The sequence below is a fragment of the Halotia branconii CENA392 genome, from assembly GCF_029953635.1.
GTDB classification, from domain to species: Bacteria; Cyanobacteriota; Cyanobacteriia; order Cyanobacteriales; family Nostocaceae; genus Halotia; species Halotia branconii.
In genome coordinates this window covers 958701-975269 of record NZ_CP124543.1, presented here as the reverse complement: position 1 = coordinate 975269, position 16569 = coordinate 958701, and the positions used below count along the sequence as shown (strand labels likewise).

The window sequence follows — 16569 nt, the reverse complement described above, 5'->3', positions numbered from 1 at the left end:
TTAAATAAAAATTTATAAACCACAGAGACGCTGAGATCGCAGAGAGAAAAAAGAAATTTTTTGAGTCTAATGATTAAGAATTTTTGCTACAGTCTGCACATCCTTGTCACCACGTCCTGAGCAATTGATGACAATTTTGGGATTACCATCGAGCTGAGGACAAAGAATTTCTAGATATGCGATCGCATGGGCAGTTTCTAAAGCTGGAATAATTCCTTCTAGTTGCGAAAGTTTCTGAAATGCCTCTAAGGATTGCTCGTCAGTGACGCTGTAATATTCAGCGCGCCCCAAATCTTTTAAATAACTATGCTCAGGCCCTACGCCAGGATAGTCTAGCCCTGCACTAATCGAATGTGCTTCAATTATTTGACCATCATCATCTTGCAATAGGTAACTCATTGCACCATGTAAAACTCCAACTTGTCCTCGTGTCAGAGTTGCTGCATGTTTTTGAGTATCTACACCTTCACCAGCCGCTTCAACTCCAATCATCCGTACAGCAGATTCATCCATAAATTCATGGAATAAGCCGATCGCATTGGAACCGCCACCCACACAAGCAAGTAAAATATCCGGTAATCCTCCCCATTTTTCTTGACATTGAGCGCGCGTTTCTTGACCGATGACAGCATGAAAGTCACGCACCATCATTGGGTAGGGATGAGGGCCAGCTACAGAACCTAAGATGTAATGGGTAGTTTCGACATTCGTTACCCAATCCCGAATCGCCTCTGAGGTGGCATCTTTGAGGGTTCCTGTACCTGCTTCTACAGGGCGAACTTCTGCTCCCATCAACTTCATCCGAAATACGTTGAGGGCTTGTCGTTCCATGTCGTGGATGCCCATGTAAATCACGCATTTTAAACCAAACAACGCACATACAGTTGCAGTTGCTACTCCGTGTTGTCCGGCTCCGGTTTCGGCAATAATCCGTTGTTTACCCATGCGCTTGGCTAGCAAAGCCTGAGCCAATGCGTTATTAATTTTGTGAGCGCCTGTGTGATTTAAGTCTTCACGTTTTAAATAAATTTGCGCTCCCGTGCCATCAGGTCTAGCGTAATGTTTTGTGAGGCGTTCGGCAAAATATAAGGGGCTGGGTCGTCCGACGTAATCTCGTAGGAGGTTTTGCAGTTGGGTTTGGAAGTTGGGGTCGTGGCGATATTGTTGATATGCTGTTTCTAGTTCTGCTAGGGCGGGCATTAGAGTTTCGGGGACGTATTTACCGCCGAATTTGCCAAATCTGCCTAAGGAGTCTGGTTGTTGAGTTGTTGTTTTGATGTTTTGTATGCTGACCATTGTTAAAATCCTTTTTTAGAAAAAGCTCACGCAAAGGCGCAAAGACGCAAAGGTAGAAAAATACCAAGATTTTTTACTTAGCAGCACCAACTTGTTGTAAGGATGCAGGGGTTATTGCTGTTTTGAGTTCGCGGCAAAGTTGTTCTACGGCTTGTAGTCCTTCGGTGGGAGTACTCTGGGCGAGGCGTTTGACGAAGGCGCTACCAACGATTACTGCGTCTGCACCCCATTCTCTGATTTGATGTGCTTGTTCTGCCCCTGAGATGCCAAAACCTACGCCGATGGGTTTGTCGGTGACGCTGCGTAAGTCTGTGATCAGATGTTTGACGCGGTCTTGGATTTGAGAACGGATACCTGTAACACCTGTGACACTGACTAGGTAGATAAATCCCTGAGATTGACGAGCGATCGCTATAATCCGATCTTGTGAACTGGTAGGCGCTACGAGTAAAATTACTTCAATATTAAAAGATGCAGCGGTCTGGATTAATTGTGCTGCTTCTTCTAGGGGTAAGTCTGGTACTACTAACCCTCGCACTCCAGCGGCGGCAATTTGGGTTAAAAATGTCTTGATACCCCGGTGCAAAATCGGGTTGTAGTAAGTAAATAAGATGATTGGGGCTTTCAAGCTAGGACTCACAGTTTGCAACATCTGGAGAACTTGCTCTAATTTTGTGCCTCTTTGCAAAGCACGAGTGGCGGCGGCTTGAATTACTGGCCCATCTGCCAAAGGATCGGAGTAAGGAACGCCCAACTCAATAAAATCAGCACCATTGCGATCTAAAATGCGTAAAGCTTCGGCAGTAGTTTCTAAGTTGGGATCGCCAGCGGTAATAAAGGGAATCAAAGCACACTGTTGGCGATCGCGTAAAGTTTGAAAGGAATCGGAGATAGAAGTCATTCTGAAAATTAGTTAATGATTAGTTAATAGTTTTGGAATAATCAACAATTAGCAGTTAGCAATAGCCACGCTATATTTCTTGTTATTGAGGCTTTGAGCTTCATCGTTGATGCTTTGACCTCCATCGTCGAGGCTTCTACCTCCTACATCAATAAATTGGGTTTAAACAAGGCTCAAAATATTATGCACAGCTTGTTCTACATCGCTTTGCTTAATTAAAGACTCTCCCACCAAAACCGCCCGCGCTCCAGCCTCAGCCACAACAGATAAATCAGCAGGTGTATATAATCCCGATTCACTCACAACGGTAATCCCCAAACTTTGCATCTGTTTGTGTCGCTGTGCCAAAAGTAACTGTGTTGTGGCTAAATCAACTGTAAAATTATCTAAATTACGGTTGTTGATTCCTACTAAACGGATATCTTCAAGTTTCAGCACCCGATCTAGTTCAGCGATAGTATGAACTTCTACCAGCGCATTCATACCTAAATCGTGAATCACTCGCAAAAAATCTTGGAGTTCTTGATCGCTTAAAATAGCAGCAATCAATAACACTGCATCAGCGCCAGCTGTCCGTGCTAAATAAATTTGATAAGGGTCAATAATGAACTCCTTACACAGTAAAGGTAATGCAACTTGCTGACGCACACTCCGCAAATTAACAAAACTGCCTTGAAAAAACTTCTCGTCAGTCAAAATTGAGAGACAAGCCGCACCACCCCGTTCGTAAGCTTGGGCGATCGCTACTGGGTTAAAATCATTTCGGATCACTCCGCGACTCGGTGACGCTTTTTTAACTTCGGCAATTAAGCTAGGTCGGTGGGAACTTTGTTGCAAAGCGCTCAAGAAATTTCGCACAGGCGCAGCATGATTTAACTTATTTTGCAAAGAAGTCAAAGGTAGTGCTTGCTGCATTTGTGCGACTTCCTGCTTTTTATGCCGCACAATTTCTTCAAGAATATGGCTAGGAGGAGCAATTTTGTTGATCATAAAAGGGACTAGGGGCTAGGGGCTAGAGACTGGGGGGCTAGAAAGAGCGGGGGAGCAGAGGGAGTGAACAGTGAAAACTGATAATTGGTAACTGTATGCCCTATGCCCCATACTTCGACTACGCCCTTCGGCTGCGCTCAGGCTAAACTCAGTACAAGTGTCCCATGCCCAATAACTCTTTACTTAAAGTATATTTACTGACCACATTTTGAATCATTGCCAAACCAACTTTTCCAGATAAGGTCATGATGGATTCTGGATGAAACTGCACAGCAGCAATTGGCAGTGTCTGATGTTCAATTGCCATAATTACGTCGTCATTAGAAATTGCTGTGATGTTAAGTTCTCTTGGTAGCTGTTGGGCAATGGCAAACAATGAGTGGTATCTACCAACTGTAAAAGATTCTGGTAAGCCCTGAAAAAGAACAGAATCGGAATCGGTAACGAAAATCCGCGATGATTTACCATGTTGGGGATAATTGAGAACTCCAAGTTGTCCGCCGAAGGCCTCGACGATGCCTTGCAGTCCTAAACAAACTCCGAAAATGGGAATTTGGCGACGGATACAAGCGTGAACCATCTCTGGAACTCGAAAATCACTCGGTCTACCAGGGCCAGGAGATAAGACAACTAAATCGGGGCGTTCTGTATCGAACAGTGACTCGCAGAAGCCATGACGTAAGGTTTTGACACTTGCACCTGTTTGGCGGATGTAGTTGGCTAGTGTATGTACAAAAGAATCTTCGTGATCTATTAGTAAGACACGTTTACCAGATTCTACATTGGGTACACTTTGACTCAATTGTATAGGAGTGCGATCGCCTGTTTTCTCACCTGTCTGCTTCACACGACGAATCGTCTCAAATAAAGCCGCAGCTTTGGTAATAGTTTCTTGTTCTTCGGCTTGGGGTATGGAATCATAAAGGACTGTAGCACCAACTCGTACTTCGGCGATCGCATCTTTTAAACGAATTGTCCGCAAGATTAAGCCAGTATTTAAGTTGCCGTTGAAGTTTAAATAGCCAACTGCTCCACCATACCACCGTCGGGCGCTACGTTCGTGCTGTTCGATAAATTCTATAGCAGCTCTTTTTGGTGCGCCAGTAACTGTCACTGCCCAAGTATGACTGAGAAACGCGTCTAAAGCGTCAAATTGCGATCGCAATATACCTTCGACATGATCTACTGTATGGATCAAATGACTGTATAATTCGATTTGGCGACGACCAATTACTTGTACTGAACCTGGTTCACAAATCCGAGATTTATCATTGCGATCAACGTCTGTACACATAGTCAACTCAGCTTCATCTTTGTGTGAATTGAGTAACTGACGAATCTGCACAGCATCATCAATGGCATCTTGTCCACGAATTATGGTGCCACTTATCGGACAAGTTTCTACACGTTTACCCTCAACTCGCACAAACATTTCTGGCGATGCACCAATGAGGTATTCTCCACCTAAGTTAAAAATAAATCCATAAGGGCTAGGATTAATTTGTTTTAAAGTTTCAAATAATTTGCTGGGTTCTTCTTCACAAGCTGCAAAAAAACTTTGACTCGGAACTACTTCAAATAAATCTCCTCGACGGAAATAATCGAGAGCAGTTTCAACTTGCTGTTTGGCATACTCGCCTACTTCGTGATCAGCAGTTTTGCTCGGAACTAAATGTTTACCGCGATAATCTATCGATTCACCTGTTCTAGGTAAATTATTAGTACTGCCATACTCTGTTTCAAATTCATATCGTAGACAAAATGCCCGTTGTTGATAGTAGTCAACAACTATTAATTCATCGGGTAGATAAAGTAATAAATCATGCTGATCTTTCGGACGTTCTAAACATTGGTTAATTGGTTCAAACTGAAAGACTAAATCATAACCAAAAGCCCCATATAATCCTAGACGTTCGTCTTCATGACTAGAGAAAATATGGAGAATTTCACGCACAACTGTAAATGCCGAAGGTTGTTGACTGCGTTCTTCTTCAGCAAAGAATTTTTGGCTAGATTTAATCAATCCTGTAATACAGCTTTGATTTTGGTTAACATCCTCAATCTGTGGTGATTGAGATAGTTTATTTAACAGTAAAGGTAACAGAATTTGACCGCGATCATTCAGGGCTGTCAGTGTAAAAGTATTTTCTCTGGTTGTCAATTCTAGTGGCGGATTGACAAATCCAATTGCCCATCTTTTATATCTTCCTGGATATTCGTAGCTACTATTTAATAAACCTCCCCGCTGAGAATTTAAGTAAAAAAGAATCTCTTCAAGGGCAGTTTCCATCTTTACTTCTGTGGTGGAGCGAGAAACATGCACACCACCAAGGGTTGTGTAGGAATGGGAATTAACAATCATAGATAGTTTCTCTGAGGTAGTTATTAGTCAATACAGTTAAGGTTAGAAATTAAAAATTGTTAAAGCAGTGATCTGTCGGGTTTTACTGTCACTCAACCGACTATTTTTATTAACTAATTAAAAAAGCTGCTTGCTTGATTTAATTGAAATTGTACTAAACATCATGCAGCTAACACACTGATATTTTTTTCGATTGAGGTATCAATTTATTCGTTCTTGAATGATACTTTTTTAGGATAGTTTATAAAATCATAATTTTAAATTATCGCCTCTTCCTATGGATAGATAAAAATATAGTAATCCGGTTTGATTTGGTGAATCACTCGTAGAGGCAGGGGATAGGAAAGAAGAAATAACAATGTACTGAATGTTTGTAGAGGCTTAGATCCCCGACTTCTTTGAGAAGTCGGGGATCTTGTTGTTCACGAATGATTTAGTAATATTATATTTATCTAAGCCGATTTAATTAAATGTCCCAAAATTAATTGACAAACATCACTTGCTTGTATTGAATCATTGTCCAACAAGTGAGCTTGATTGCTAATCAATAACGGTCCCTCAGCAGGAGAAAGCGGAAAACAACCGTGAGAACCACGCACTAAAGAAGCATCTAAAGGAATGACATCCATCAAATAGCGAAACCCTAACTGTTTCTGTAAAAGCTTGAGTCCAACTTTGACTTGAGGAAGTTTTATTTTGGAATTAAGAAAAAGTTCTACAGGATCATAACCGGGTTTGCGATGAATATCGACAGTATTGGCAAAATCAGGGGCGCGACGATCATCAAGCCAATAATAATAAGTAAACCAAGCATCAGGTTGAGCGACTGCGATTAATTCTCCCGATCTAGAATGAGCTAAACCATAAGCTGATTTTTTGGTATCATCTAAAATATAGGCAACTCCCTGAGTTTCTTCTAAAAGCGATCGCACTTTGGGGATATAAAAAGGATCGTTGACATAAATATGGGCAAGTTGATGATCCGCGACAGCAAAAGCTTTACTTGCACCAGCATCTAGTAATTCTCGTCCTAGTTCTTCGCGTACTGTTAGTAAGCCTTGTTCTCGCAACATCCGATTGAGGTGAATCGGTTGCGATACTGATGTAATTCCATATTCAGATAAAACAATAACTTCAGCGCCGCGATTTTCGTAATATTGAATCAAGTCACTACAAACCGCATCAATTGCTTGTAAATCTTCAGCTACTTTCTCTACATCAGGGCCAAATTTTTGTAAGCAGTAGTCAAGATGGGGTAAATAAACTAATGACAACGTGGGGTTATGGCGTTCTTCAATCCACTTAGCTGCATCTGCAATCCATTGGGTAGCACGAATAGATGTGTTAGGCCCCCAAAAATTGAATAAAGGAAATTGACCAAGTTCGGCTTGTAATTGCGATCGCAAATTCCCCGGTTGCGTATAAATATCAGGAATTTTCTTGCCATCGGCAGGATACATCGGTCGTGGAGTAACTGCATAGTCTACCGATGAGTACATATTGTACCACCAAAACAAGTTGGCGCAGGTAAAGTTGGGATCTAACGCTTTCGCCATTTCCCACACTTTGGGAGTCTGGACAAGTTTATTGGACTGTCGCCAAAATTTAATTTCACATTCGTCTCGAAAGTACCAACCATTGGCGACAATTCCATGTTCGCTGGGTAATTTTCCGGTAAGATAAGTTGCTTGGGCTGTGCAGGTAACAGCAGGTAATACGGGTGTAATGGAAGCGATTTGTGCTTGTTTTGCCCAGCTAGAAAGGAAGGGTGTGTGTTTATTTAAAAGGCTGGGTGTTAAGCCGACTACGTTGAGAACAACAGTTTTTTGCATGGAAAAAATTAAGAGTAAAACGTACCGAACCGCCCTACGGGTTCAGCAGTTCCTCATGGGGGAAACCCCCAAGACCGGACTGCTTCACCAAGAACGCCAAGAGCGCCAAGAAGGGAAATTGAGAGTTTTATAATTAAAATTTTTGTGATTAGTTACTAGTGACTAAGGATTTTGTTAACAATTTTGATAGCACCCATTCGTACTCGCGTTTTATTGATGCTGATAAATCGAGTTTCATGTCTTCTGGTAAGACTTCCCAGGTGTAAGTTTCAATTTCTAGATGAGTGCAAGTTTGACGATTTTTGAGGAGATTCAATACGGTAATAATGTCATCTTGGGTAGACTGCAATAGTGGGTAATCGCGGATAAATAGCGGAACATGAAAGTGAATCCGCCACTCACGATCTATGGTATTTTTGAGGTTGGGTAAAGCAGTTTCTAAGTCTGAATAATGACGCGATCGCCCATATATATCACGAGCAATTACTTGATGTAAATATGTTGATTCTGCAAAAGGATTTAATCGTTCTGTTAGCTGATGGCGTTGTTCAGCATTTTCTGGTATTTTCACCTGCAATGCAGCACTAATTTGAATTTTACCAACTTGAATCCCCGCTGCTTGAAATTGTTGAAAAACTGCAACAGGATTTTCATATTCAACAGCGAAATGACAAGTGTCGTAACAAACACGCACATGGTTTAATAAATGATTTTCAGCGGCGACTTGCGAAATCCCTAAATGTTTTGCTAAATAAGCCCCACCAATAGGTAATAAATGCATTTGGAAATAATCAATGACTTCGGCAGCATTTTCAATTAATCCATCTGGTTCAGGTTCCAAATCCAGGTGTAGGAGTTTTCCTTGTTCAGCATAAATATAAATCATCCGAGCCACAACCTGCGCTATGTGGAGACTAGAGCTATCCATAACGTATGCTTGAACAAGTTGATTACCCTTGTACCAAGGTTTATAAGATAACGGCAATGTAGAAATACTACCTTCAGTTTCATTTGGTAATAACGCCGCCAAAATATTGGTTAATTGTAAAGTGTAATCCAATCGCTCCTGCTGTGACCAATCCGGCGCATAAACTTGGTCTTTCACCACTTCCCGATGAAATCGTCCATAGGGAAAACCATTCAAAGTAAACACATATAAATCTTCTTCCTGCAACCACAATTGCAACTCACCTAAAGCATTTCCCTCTAACAACTCCCTAGCTGCTACTTCCGCTAAACGTAACCCAATCCCGAAAGACTTCCTTGCTGCTAATCGTGCTTTAAGAGGTGGAATATACTGCTTTAAATTAGTAAAAACTTGTTCCCACTCTTCCCCAGGATGAATATTAGTACAATAAGTCAAATGAAAATTATTATTAATTCCAACCTTCATATTTACCCACTTTAATTTGATATTTTTTTAACCACAAAGACACTAAGACACGAAGAAAACTATCTTCTTTGCTTCTTTGCGCCTTTGCGTGAGATAAATCATTCGCTCCCCAACAACAAAATAGCTTCCCCATACAAACTCAAATCCACCTCATGCACCTCAACACCCTTCCCAACACCCTCCAACAACGTCAAAGTTAACTCACCCCCCAAATGCTCTTGAAACTCAGATAACCCCTCAAACACTTTCTGAAAATCTGCCAACTCTGGCAAATACAAAGTAAAACCCAACACTGACAGCGTATGCAATATTTGTCGCCACTCCGAGCCATCAAGTAGCCCTAAAAGATAAGAATAAGTACTATCCAAAGCAATGCCGATCGCCACTGCTTCGCCATGACGTAAACTATAATTCGTCAAATGCTCTAATTTATGCGCCGCCCAATGGCCAAAATCCAAGGGACGGGACGAACCCATTTCAAAAGCATCGCCACTATTAGCGATATGTTCTAGATGTAGTTGGGCGCAACGATAAATCACTTGTTGCATCACATCCATATCTCGACGCACAAGGGCGGCGCTATGGCTGTGAATAAAATCAAAAAAGCTAGCATCCTTAATGAGCGCTACTTTCAACGCCTCTGCAATCCCAGAACGCCAATCGCGATCGCTGAGAGTTGTCAAGAAGCTAAAATCATTAATTACTGCATAAGGTGGGGCAAATGTACCAAGAAAATTCTTTTTACCATAGGCATTAATACCATTTTTGACTCCCACCCCGGAATCATTTTGTGCTAACACTGTCGTCGGAACTCGAATCAGACGAATCCCTCGATGAGCAGTTGCGGCTGCATATCCTACCAAATCTAATACAGCCCCGCCACCAATCGCCAATATATAAGAGTGGCGACATAATCCAACGGTTTCAATTTGTTGATGGATTTGTTCTACCAAATTGGGATCATTTTTCGCAGCCTCACCACCTGGAACTATGATTGGTTCTATAGGCAGTGTGAGTACTTCTGCATAAAACTTGCTATAAGCTGTTAATTGTTTGATTAAATCAGGACAAAACGTTAACAACCCTGCATCGACTATTGCTAATACCTTTTTTGGCTTTCGCTCTCCATCGGCTGTAATTACTTGTGCCAATGTGGGATTTTTCAACTCAAATAGATTATGAGTAAAGCAAACTTCATAGTTGAAACTAACTGCAACACGTTGATAAATTGGTTTGAGATTAAATGTTTGTTTTTGTCTGATGTCTAATATCATCTGGTTATATCCTGAAGTGCAGCACTATTTAAAGCTTGGAGAAAACCCTCAACAGAGTGAGAACCACTTATTTTGATTTTGTTGTTGATTATGAAGAATGGCACACTAGTAATACCATGCGATCGCACTAAGTTTGATTCAGCTACAATTGCCTGAATTTTAGTATCATTGTTTAACTGCGATCGTAATTCCACAGCATCCATTTTATAGGCTGTACCAATGGCAACTAAAACATGAATATCTCCAATATTCAAACCATCTTCAAAATAAGCTTGATAAATTGCTTCCACAACATCATTTTTAAGATTTATTGGTGCTAAAGCAATTAATCGATGAGAAAGTTTAGTATTAACAGCCAAACGGACTTTCTCAAAAGCTAACTTAACTCCAGCAGCCTCTCCGGCTCGTTGTGCATAGTCAAACATATACCGGAGTTCTTTGACTCCAATACCTTTTCTTCTTTGCATAAAGCTACGAAATTCATACCCACAAGCAGGAACGCTATCATCGAGAAGAAAAGGATGCCAGTTAATTTTTACTGCTTCTGATTGCCATTGTGCTAATGCATCAAAAAGATGCTTTTTCCCAATTCGACACCAAGGGCAAACGGTATCATGAAAAATATCGATTAACATATTTATTATTAATATTAGTTATTCCGTGAAATCATCACATTTTTTTCTCACGCAGAGAGAAGTTGCGTGCGGGGGTTCCCCCCGTTGAGCAAACTTCGGTGGACGCGGAGTCGCAGAGATTAAGAGTTTTAAGATGCTAGTTTTTTATTTCATATTATTTCTATTCAAAAAAACTTTGAGTATTTTCAAATTCTTTAATTAAGGCAACTCTATCTTTCTTTGCTACCAATATTGCCAAGCGTTTATAGTTATCAGCCAAAGAAATAATTGCTTGACATCTTTCTTCTGAAGCTAGCATAATGTCAACACATAAATTAGAATTTTGAGCAAATAAACGTTTAAGAATATTAATTTCTTGGCGGTAACTAGGAGTTGACATTGTTAAGCTACGGCCAATATCAATATTTGCTGCTGCTAAAAAGACCCCCATACTAAATCGACAAAAATGCTGCATTGCTTGAATAATCACCATCATTTCGTCGTGTTCTTCAGGCGTGCAAATAATTAATTCTCCGCCTTGACTTTTAATCAAGTCTAATAACCATTGAAATACATCATCGTTTCTTCCTGGACATACCACCACTTTTTGCTCTGAAAATGATGTGATGTTTGGCCCAAACATCGGATGTAAGCCCATAACAGGTCCACAATGAGATTCGAGCATTGCTTGAGTTGGCTGTGTTTTAATACTTGTAATGTCACACAAAGCTGTGGCTGGAGCTAAATATTGAGCCGCACGTTTAATAACATCAACTGTATACGCAATAGGAACAGATACTAATACTAATTCTGCTGGACTCAACAGTTGTTCTGCATCTTCCCAATCTTCTTGTTCAAGAATATTAACGTTATGACCTGCTGTTGAAAGTTGCTCTTGAAAAAATCTTCCCATCCTGCCACATCCACCGATGATGGTAATTTGTCGGGGTTTGACATGATTTACTAATTCAGGCTCAAAGGTGATGGCTTTCAAAGGCATTATTCTTGTTCTCAATTAAATATCAGCAAGCGATTCCTTGGAAGTAAATTTGGGCAAAACATCCAAATTCGTAGCTTGGTTAGCAATAACATCAGCAAATAACTGTTCATAACTATCCAGCGCTTGTTCAAAGGCATAGTTTTTAACTGCAAACTTTCTACCTTTGTCACCAAGCTGCGCTGCTAAAACCGGATTTTCGTATAAATTCTGTACTGCATCAGCTAAAGATTCAGGTGACTCTGGCTCAACAACTATGCCGCCACCACTTTGTTGGATAGCTTTAGCAGCAGTACCAGTGGCGGGAACTGAACCCACTATTGGGCGACCACTAGCCAACAACAAAGGTATTTTAGAAGGCATATTAAAAGAAATTACATTGCTTTTTTGTACAATTAAACCCACATCTGCTGCTGCTAACATCTGGGGTAGTTTTTCTCGTGGTTGTAACGGCACGAGCAAAACATTATCTGCTCCACAATTAAGACAATGTTGCTGCAATCTTGCCAACGCTTTCGATTCCCCAGCAATCACAAAAGCAATATCTTTGAGATGACGCAAGCGAACGGCTGCTTCTACAACTGTCTCTAAACCTTGGGTGAGAGCAATATTACCAGAATAAAGCACCACAAATTTATTATCTAATTGATGAGCGTTTCTCCAAGAGTTGTTTTGCTTGGATAAAGGTCTAATAAAATTCAAATTTACCCAATTAGGAATACAGGCAATTTTATTTGCAGGTACATTCTTTTGAACTAAATTATCCACAAAACCATCGGCAATCACGCTGATAGTATGGGCAGTACGATAAGCAAATTTTTCTAAAGCTTCAAAAGCCCGGATGATTAATTTATTTTTAATTAACCCCACACGTACAGCCGCTTCCGGAAGAATATCTTGCACATTCAATACTACTGGGCAATTGTATAACCAACCGAGTAAAGTTGCAGGTAAACAAACCAATAGTGGTGGTACTGTTAAAAGAATTACATCAGGTCGCTGGCCTTTGAGAGCTTGTGGCAAACTTGTAAAGACAAAGCTTAACTCTAATAACAGTCGGTCTATCAGGTTAGGTTTAGATTTTATCCGTAAGTAGCTGCGTTGAATCTTAACGCCATTTTTTTGTTCTGTAACATACAACTTACCCTTGTAGCCGTCGTAAATCTGGCGCTGAGGATAGTTGGGCATTCCTGTAATTACCCGTACTTCATGACCTCGCTCTACCAGTCCTTCTGCTAGTTCAGTCATCAAGGGCGCAATTCCAATTGGCTCTGGATGATAGTTGTAAGAATAAATCAGAATATGCATGACAATACCTTCGCCAAAAAAAGAGTATGAAGAGAGAGGGCGCTTTGTAGTAGAGTTGTTGTCTTCCCAAACGACAACTCAAAAGCTACAATTCGCCCATGTTGGACATCCTATCACTGTTACAATGCCTGCTACCGCAGATCAACGCTACGACGATGCGCCGAATGAACCAGATCATCATGGCCATGTTAGCAATGAGCGGCCGAGCCACCATGTTGGGAATTTCTCGTTGGACAGACATTGGTGGTAGTTATCGGACAATGTTGAGATTTTTTCATACAGTAATACCTTGGGCAACATTGTTTTGGCTGTTTTTTCGTAAACATTTATGGCGAAAGGATGAAGTATATTTGCTTGCCGGAGATGAAGTTGTAGTCAGCAAGTCGGGTAAACAGACTTATGGGTTGGATAGATTCTTCTCTAGCCTAGTAAACAAACCTATATCAGGGCTATCTTTCTTTGTCTTGTCGTTAGTAAGTGTTGAGCAAAGACAGTCATTTCCGATTCAAATAGAACAAGTAATCAAGAGTAATACTAAAACAAATATTCAGTTGTCAAGCGAAAAAATAAAAACCAAAGAAAAACGTGGACGTGGACGACCAAAAGGGAGTAAAAACAAAAATAAAACCGAAGTGATATTCACATCTGAACTATTGCTAATTAAAAAGATGATTAATTCACTATTCAAGTTAGTAGCTAATTTTATTCCCCTAACATACTTGGTAGTAGATGGTCATTTTGGTAACAACAACGCTTTACAGATGGCACGACAAGTGAACTTGCACATAATTTCCAAGTTGCGCCACGATTCAGCATTATATATCCCTTATGAAAATCCTGACTATCATAAACGCTCTCGTCGTAAATACGGTGACAAACTAGACTATAGTAATATACCTGACAAATATTTATCTAAAAGTAGCATTGAGGATGAGATTCAAAGTGATATTTATCAAGCCACTCTCCTTCACAAAGAATTTGCCCAAGCTCTAAATGTAGTGATTTTAGTCAAAACCAATCTTAAGACTAATGTTCGTAGCCATGTAGTTCTATTCTCCAGTGACCTGGAATTATCATTTGAAAAAATAATTGATTATTACAAACTCCGCTTTCAAATCGAGTTTAACTTCCGTGATGCAAAGCAGTTTTGGGGGTTGGAAGATTTTATGAATCTGAGGCAAACTGCGGTAACTAACGCTGCTAATTTCGCATTTTTTATGGTTAATTTATCTCATCATCTTCTCGCTGATTTTCGCCTCATTAATCCCGGCTCCGGCATTATTGACCTTAAGGCTCATTATCGTGGCTTTCGATATATCCATGAAATTTTAAAAATGCTTCCAGAAATCCCTGAGCCTATTTTATTAAACCAGATTTTTGCCAAGCTTACTTCTTTAGGACGCATTCATCCCGTTTCTACGGGCGTTGAACCCTCGTAATTTGGCAGAGGTATTGGCATGAGCTATTAATTTCCTAGAAGCACCTTGAAATGTTGGCTTTGTTACGCTACGCGGGTCAGTTGTTAGTTGTTAGCGATGCACTGACTTGTGCTGAGCGTAGTCGAAGTAGCTTGTCGAAGTGTTGTTTTAAATCTGGCTTAATACCCTAACCCTATAATTTCATCTTTACTACTGACCACTGACAAAACTGTATTTCCATAATTCGTTTCGTAATCGCCAACACATATCAATCCAAATTGTAAAATTTATGCTTTAAGTCACCGCAAACACTTGTGCCAGTTTTATCGAAATTGGTAATAAGCTGAGAACTATCAAGCCATAGAGAACACCTGCAAAACCTGCTGCTAGAGTACTATCTAAAACAATCAGTGATAAAACTCCAGCTTTAACTGCAATACGGATTTGCTCTGGGGTAGGTTTGCGTACTGCTTGGATAAAAGGCAACAACACCCGCACAGCGAACACAACTACAAATGGTAATGCTGCAATAACTTGATAATTTGGTAATAGCCCTAACCCTAAAAGTCCGGCAATAACTATAATAATGAGCGATAGCGCTACTACAGAGGTGTTCAGCTTTGCCCCGTGTACTTCACCCCGACTGAGGATAGTAATTGCAGCAATGTATACTATAGAAATCAAAGCTAAAAACCAATATTCTTTGAGTACCATTGGTAAAACACTTGCACCTAGTAATAAGTTACCTCCACGGCAAACTCCCATATTGATAGGACCAAAAATAGAGTTATGTTTGCCAAAAGCATCATACAACAGAGCAAAGGACGCGATCGCCACAGCCAAAATAGCACTTAACCAAGAAACTTGAGCAGCTGCTGCTACACCTACACTCAACAGCATAATACCAAGAAGAGTTGCCCCACTTAGAGATGCTCTACCACTAGGTATCGGTCGCTCTGGTCGTTCTTTGGCATCTAGTTGGGCATCAAATACATCATTAAATACAATTCCTCCACCGTACAAACCAGTGGTAGCCAATAGCAACCATAACAGGGGAATTAGATTAAACTGATGATTGAAAACAAAATACCCCGAAGCTGCAAAGCCAGCCATAATATCTGCCCAGGCGGTAATAATATTAGCAGGTCGCATCAATTGCAGATATGCCCACCAGCGGTCAAAAGTTGATGTTGCAGTGTTCATAATTTTCATTCAATGAGGGCATAATCATGGCGCGACTCTACTAATGGTTGCTGTCCTCGCAGTACAGAATTATCATTAAATAATTGTCGCTGGTCGATAGGAGTTGAATTTAACCAGTCTGATTCTTGCATTTGACCACTTTGGCTGTAAGCTGCAAGAGCATTTTGATAGCAAACTTTTTGTACATCAGCTTCTGCAATTCCCCTTTCCAACATCAGTAAAGCAGTCTTAGGTACAGCCAAAGGATCGCTAACTCCCCAATCCGCGCTACTATCTACAATGATGCGACGAACGTTATCACGTCCCGCTTCGCTAACGCTGCCATACTCGCGGACAACTTCTACCATACGGGCATTCCCCATTTTGGTATTAGGGTAAATTGTGAAAGCTGCCCAGAAGCCTCGCTCTAAAACTTCCGCAACAGTCTCTTCATTGTTATGATCTACGATTACTTGTGATGGCTTCAAACCATGTTCAATACACACATCCATACTGCGACTTGTACCCGCTTTCTTATCACGATGGGGTGTATGAATCATCACCAACATATTTAATTCTTTTGCCAATTCTAACTGGAGGCGGAAGTATTTATCTTCGGCTGGTGTCATATCATCATAGCCAATTTCACCAATAGCAACTACACCCTCCTTGCAAGCATATAAAGGTAACAATTCCATCACTTGTTCTGCCAAAGCTTCATTATTCGCTTCTTTAGAATTTAAGCCGATAGTGCAGTAATGCTTAATCCCAAACTGTGCAGCCCGAAATCTTTCCCAACCAACCAAACTGCTGAAATAATCTTGAAAAGAACCAACAGTAGTACGAGGTTGTCCTAACCAAAAAGCCGGTTCAATCACCGCTACAATTCCCGACTTTCGCATCATTTCATAATCATCAGTTGTGCGAGAACTCATGTGAATGTGAGGATCAATATACATCATATTTTTAGTATTAATTAGGTAAACTCTTTGCGCCTTTGCG

General features: G+C 40.6%; 13 protein-coding genes. 1 reads left to right on the top strand and 12 read right to left on the bottom strand.

The genetic code is table 11. The features are described from left to right. Window positions 1-66: 66 nt before the first annotated feature. The 10 genes from trpB to QI031_RS04335 form a co-directional block, all read right to left on the bottom strand. Window positions 67-1296 (bottom strand): tryptophan synthase subunit beta, encoded by a 1230-nt coding sequence (gene trpB / locus QI031_RS04380; RefSeq protein WP_281483995.1) that lies wholly within the window; start codon window positions 1294-1296, stop codon window positions 67-69. Window positions 1297-1369: 73 nt separating this feature from the next. Beyond that, complete coding sequence (gene trpA / locus QI031_RS04375; protein WP_281483994.1) at window positions 1370-2197, bottom strand: tryptophan synthase subunit alpha; 828 nt, start codon at window positions 2195-2197, stop codon at window positions 1370-1372. Window positions 2198-2359: 162 nt separating this feature from the next. Further along, window positions 2360-3187: an indole-3-glycerol phosphate synthase TrpC gene (trpC, locus tag QI031_RS04370; protein WP_281483993.1), complete on the bottom strand. Its 828-nt coding sequence runs from the start codon at window positions 3185-3187 to the stop codon at window positions 2360-2362. 148 nt (window positions 3188-3335) lie between these two features. Beyond that, window positions 3336-5549 (bottom strand): anthranilate synthase, encoded by a 2214-nt coding sequence (locus QI031_RS04365; RefSeq protein ID WP_281483992.1) that lies wholly within the window; start codon window positions 5547-5549, stop codon window positions 3336-3338. A gap of 452 nt (window positions 5550-6001) precedes the next feature. Next, entirely contained in the window at window positions 6002-7381 is a 1380-nt protein-coding gene (locus tag QI031_RS04360; RefSeq protein WP_281483991.1) for an alkaline phosphatase family protein, read from the bottom strand. Window positions 7382-7529: 148 nt separating this feature from the next. Further along, window positions 7530-8774: a metabolite traffic protein EboE gene (gene eboE, locus QI031_RS04355; protein WP_281483990.1), complete on the bottom strand. Its 1245-nt coding sequence runs from the start codon at window positions 8772-8774 to the stop codon at window positions 7530-7532. A gap of 98 nt (window positions 8775-8872) precedes the next feature. Next, window positions 8873-10048, bottom strand: coding sequence for a 3-dehydroquinate synthase (locus tag QI031_RS04350; RefSeq protein WP_281483989.1), 1176 nt, complete (start codon window positions 10046-10048; stop codon window positions 8873-8875). Next, window positions 10045-10683 carry a DsbA family oxidoreductase gene (locus QI031_RS04345; RefSeq protein ID WP_281483988.1) on the bottom strand — a complete coding sequence of 213 codons (639 nt, stop codon included), beginning with the start codon at window positions 10681-10683 and terminating at the stop codon, window positions 10045-10047. Before QI031_RS04345 ends, QI031_RS04350 begins: the two co-directional genes overlap by 4 nt. 160 nt (window positions 10684-10843) lie before the next feature. After that, window positions 10844-11662: a bifunctional chorismate mutase/prephenate dehydrogenase gene (gene tyrA / locus QI031_RS04340; protein ID WP_281483987.1), complete on the bottom strand. Its 819-nt coding sequence runs from the start codon at window positions 11660-11662 to the stop codon at window positions 10844-10846. A 15-nt stretch (window positions 11663-11677) separates the two neighbouring features. Continuing rightward, the gene (locus QI031_RS04335) at window positions 11678-12967 is read right to left on the bottom strand and encodes a glycosyltransferase family 4 protein (RefSeq protein WP_281483986.1); all 1290 of its coding nucleotides are present in this window, start codon (window positions 12965-12967) and stop codon (window positions 11678-11680) included. 98 nt (window positions 12968-13065) lie between these two features. Between QI031_RS04335 and QI031_RS04330 the strand changes: the two genes are divergently transcribed. Next, entirely contained in the window at window positions 13066-14406 is a 1341-nt protein-coding gene (locus tag QI031_RS04330) for a transposase (protein WP_281481729.1), read from the top strand. A 273-nt stretch (window positions 14407-14679) separates the two neighbouring features. Here QI031_RS04330 and eboC read toward each other — a convergent pair whose 3' ends face one another. Next, a complete protein-coding gene (eboC, locus tag QI031_RS04325) occupies window positions 14680-15588 on the bottom strand; it encodes a UbiA-like protein EboC (protein ID WP_281483985.1) in 909 nt (302 codons plus the stop codon). Window positions 15589-15593: 5 nt separating this feature from the next. Further along, window positions 15594-16529 (bottom strand): TatD family hydrolase, encoded by a 936-nt coding sequence (locus QI031_RS04320; protein WP_281483984.1) that lies wholly within the window; start codon window positions 16527-16529, stop codon window positions 15594-15596. Window positions 16530-16569 lie beyond the last annotated feature (40 nt).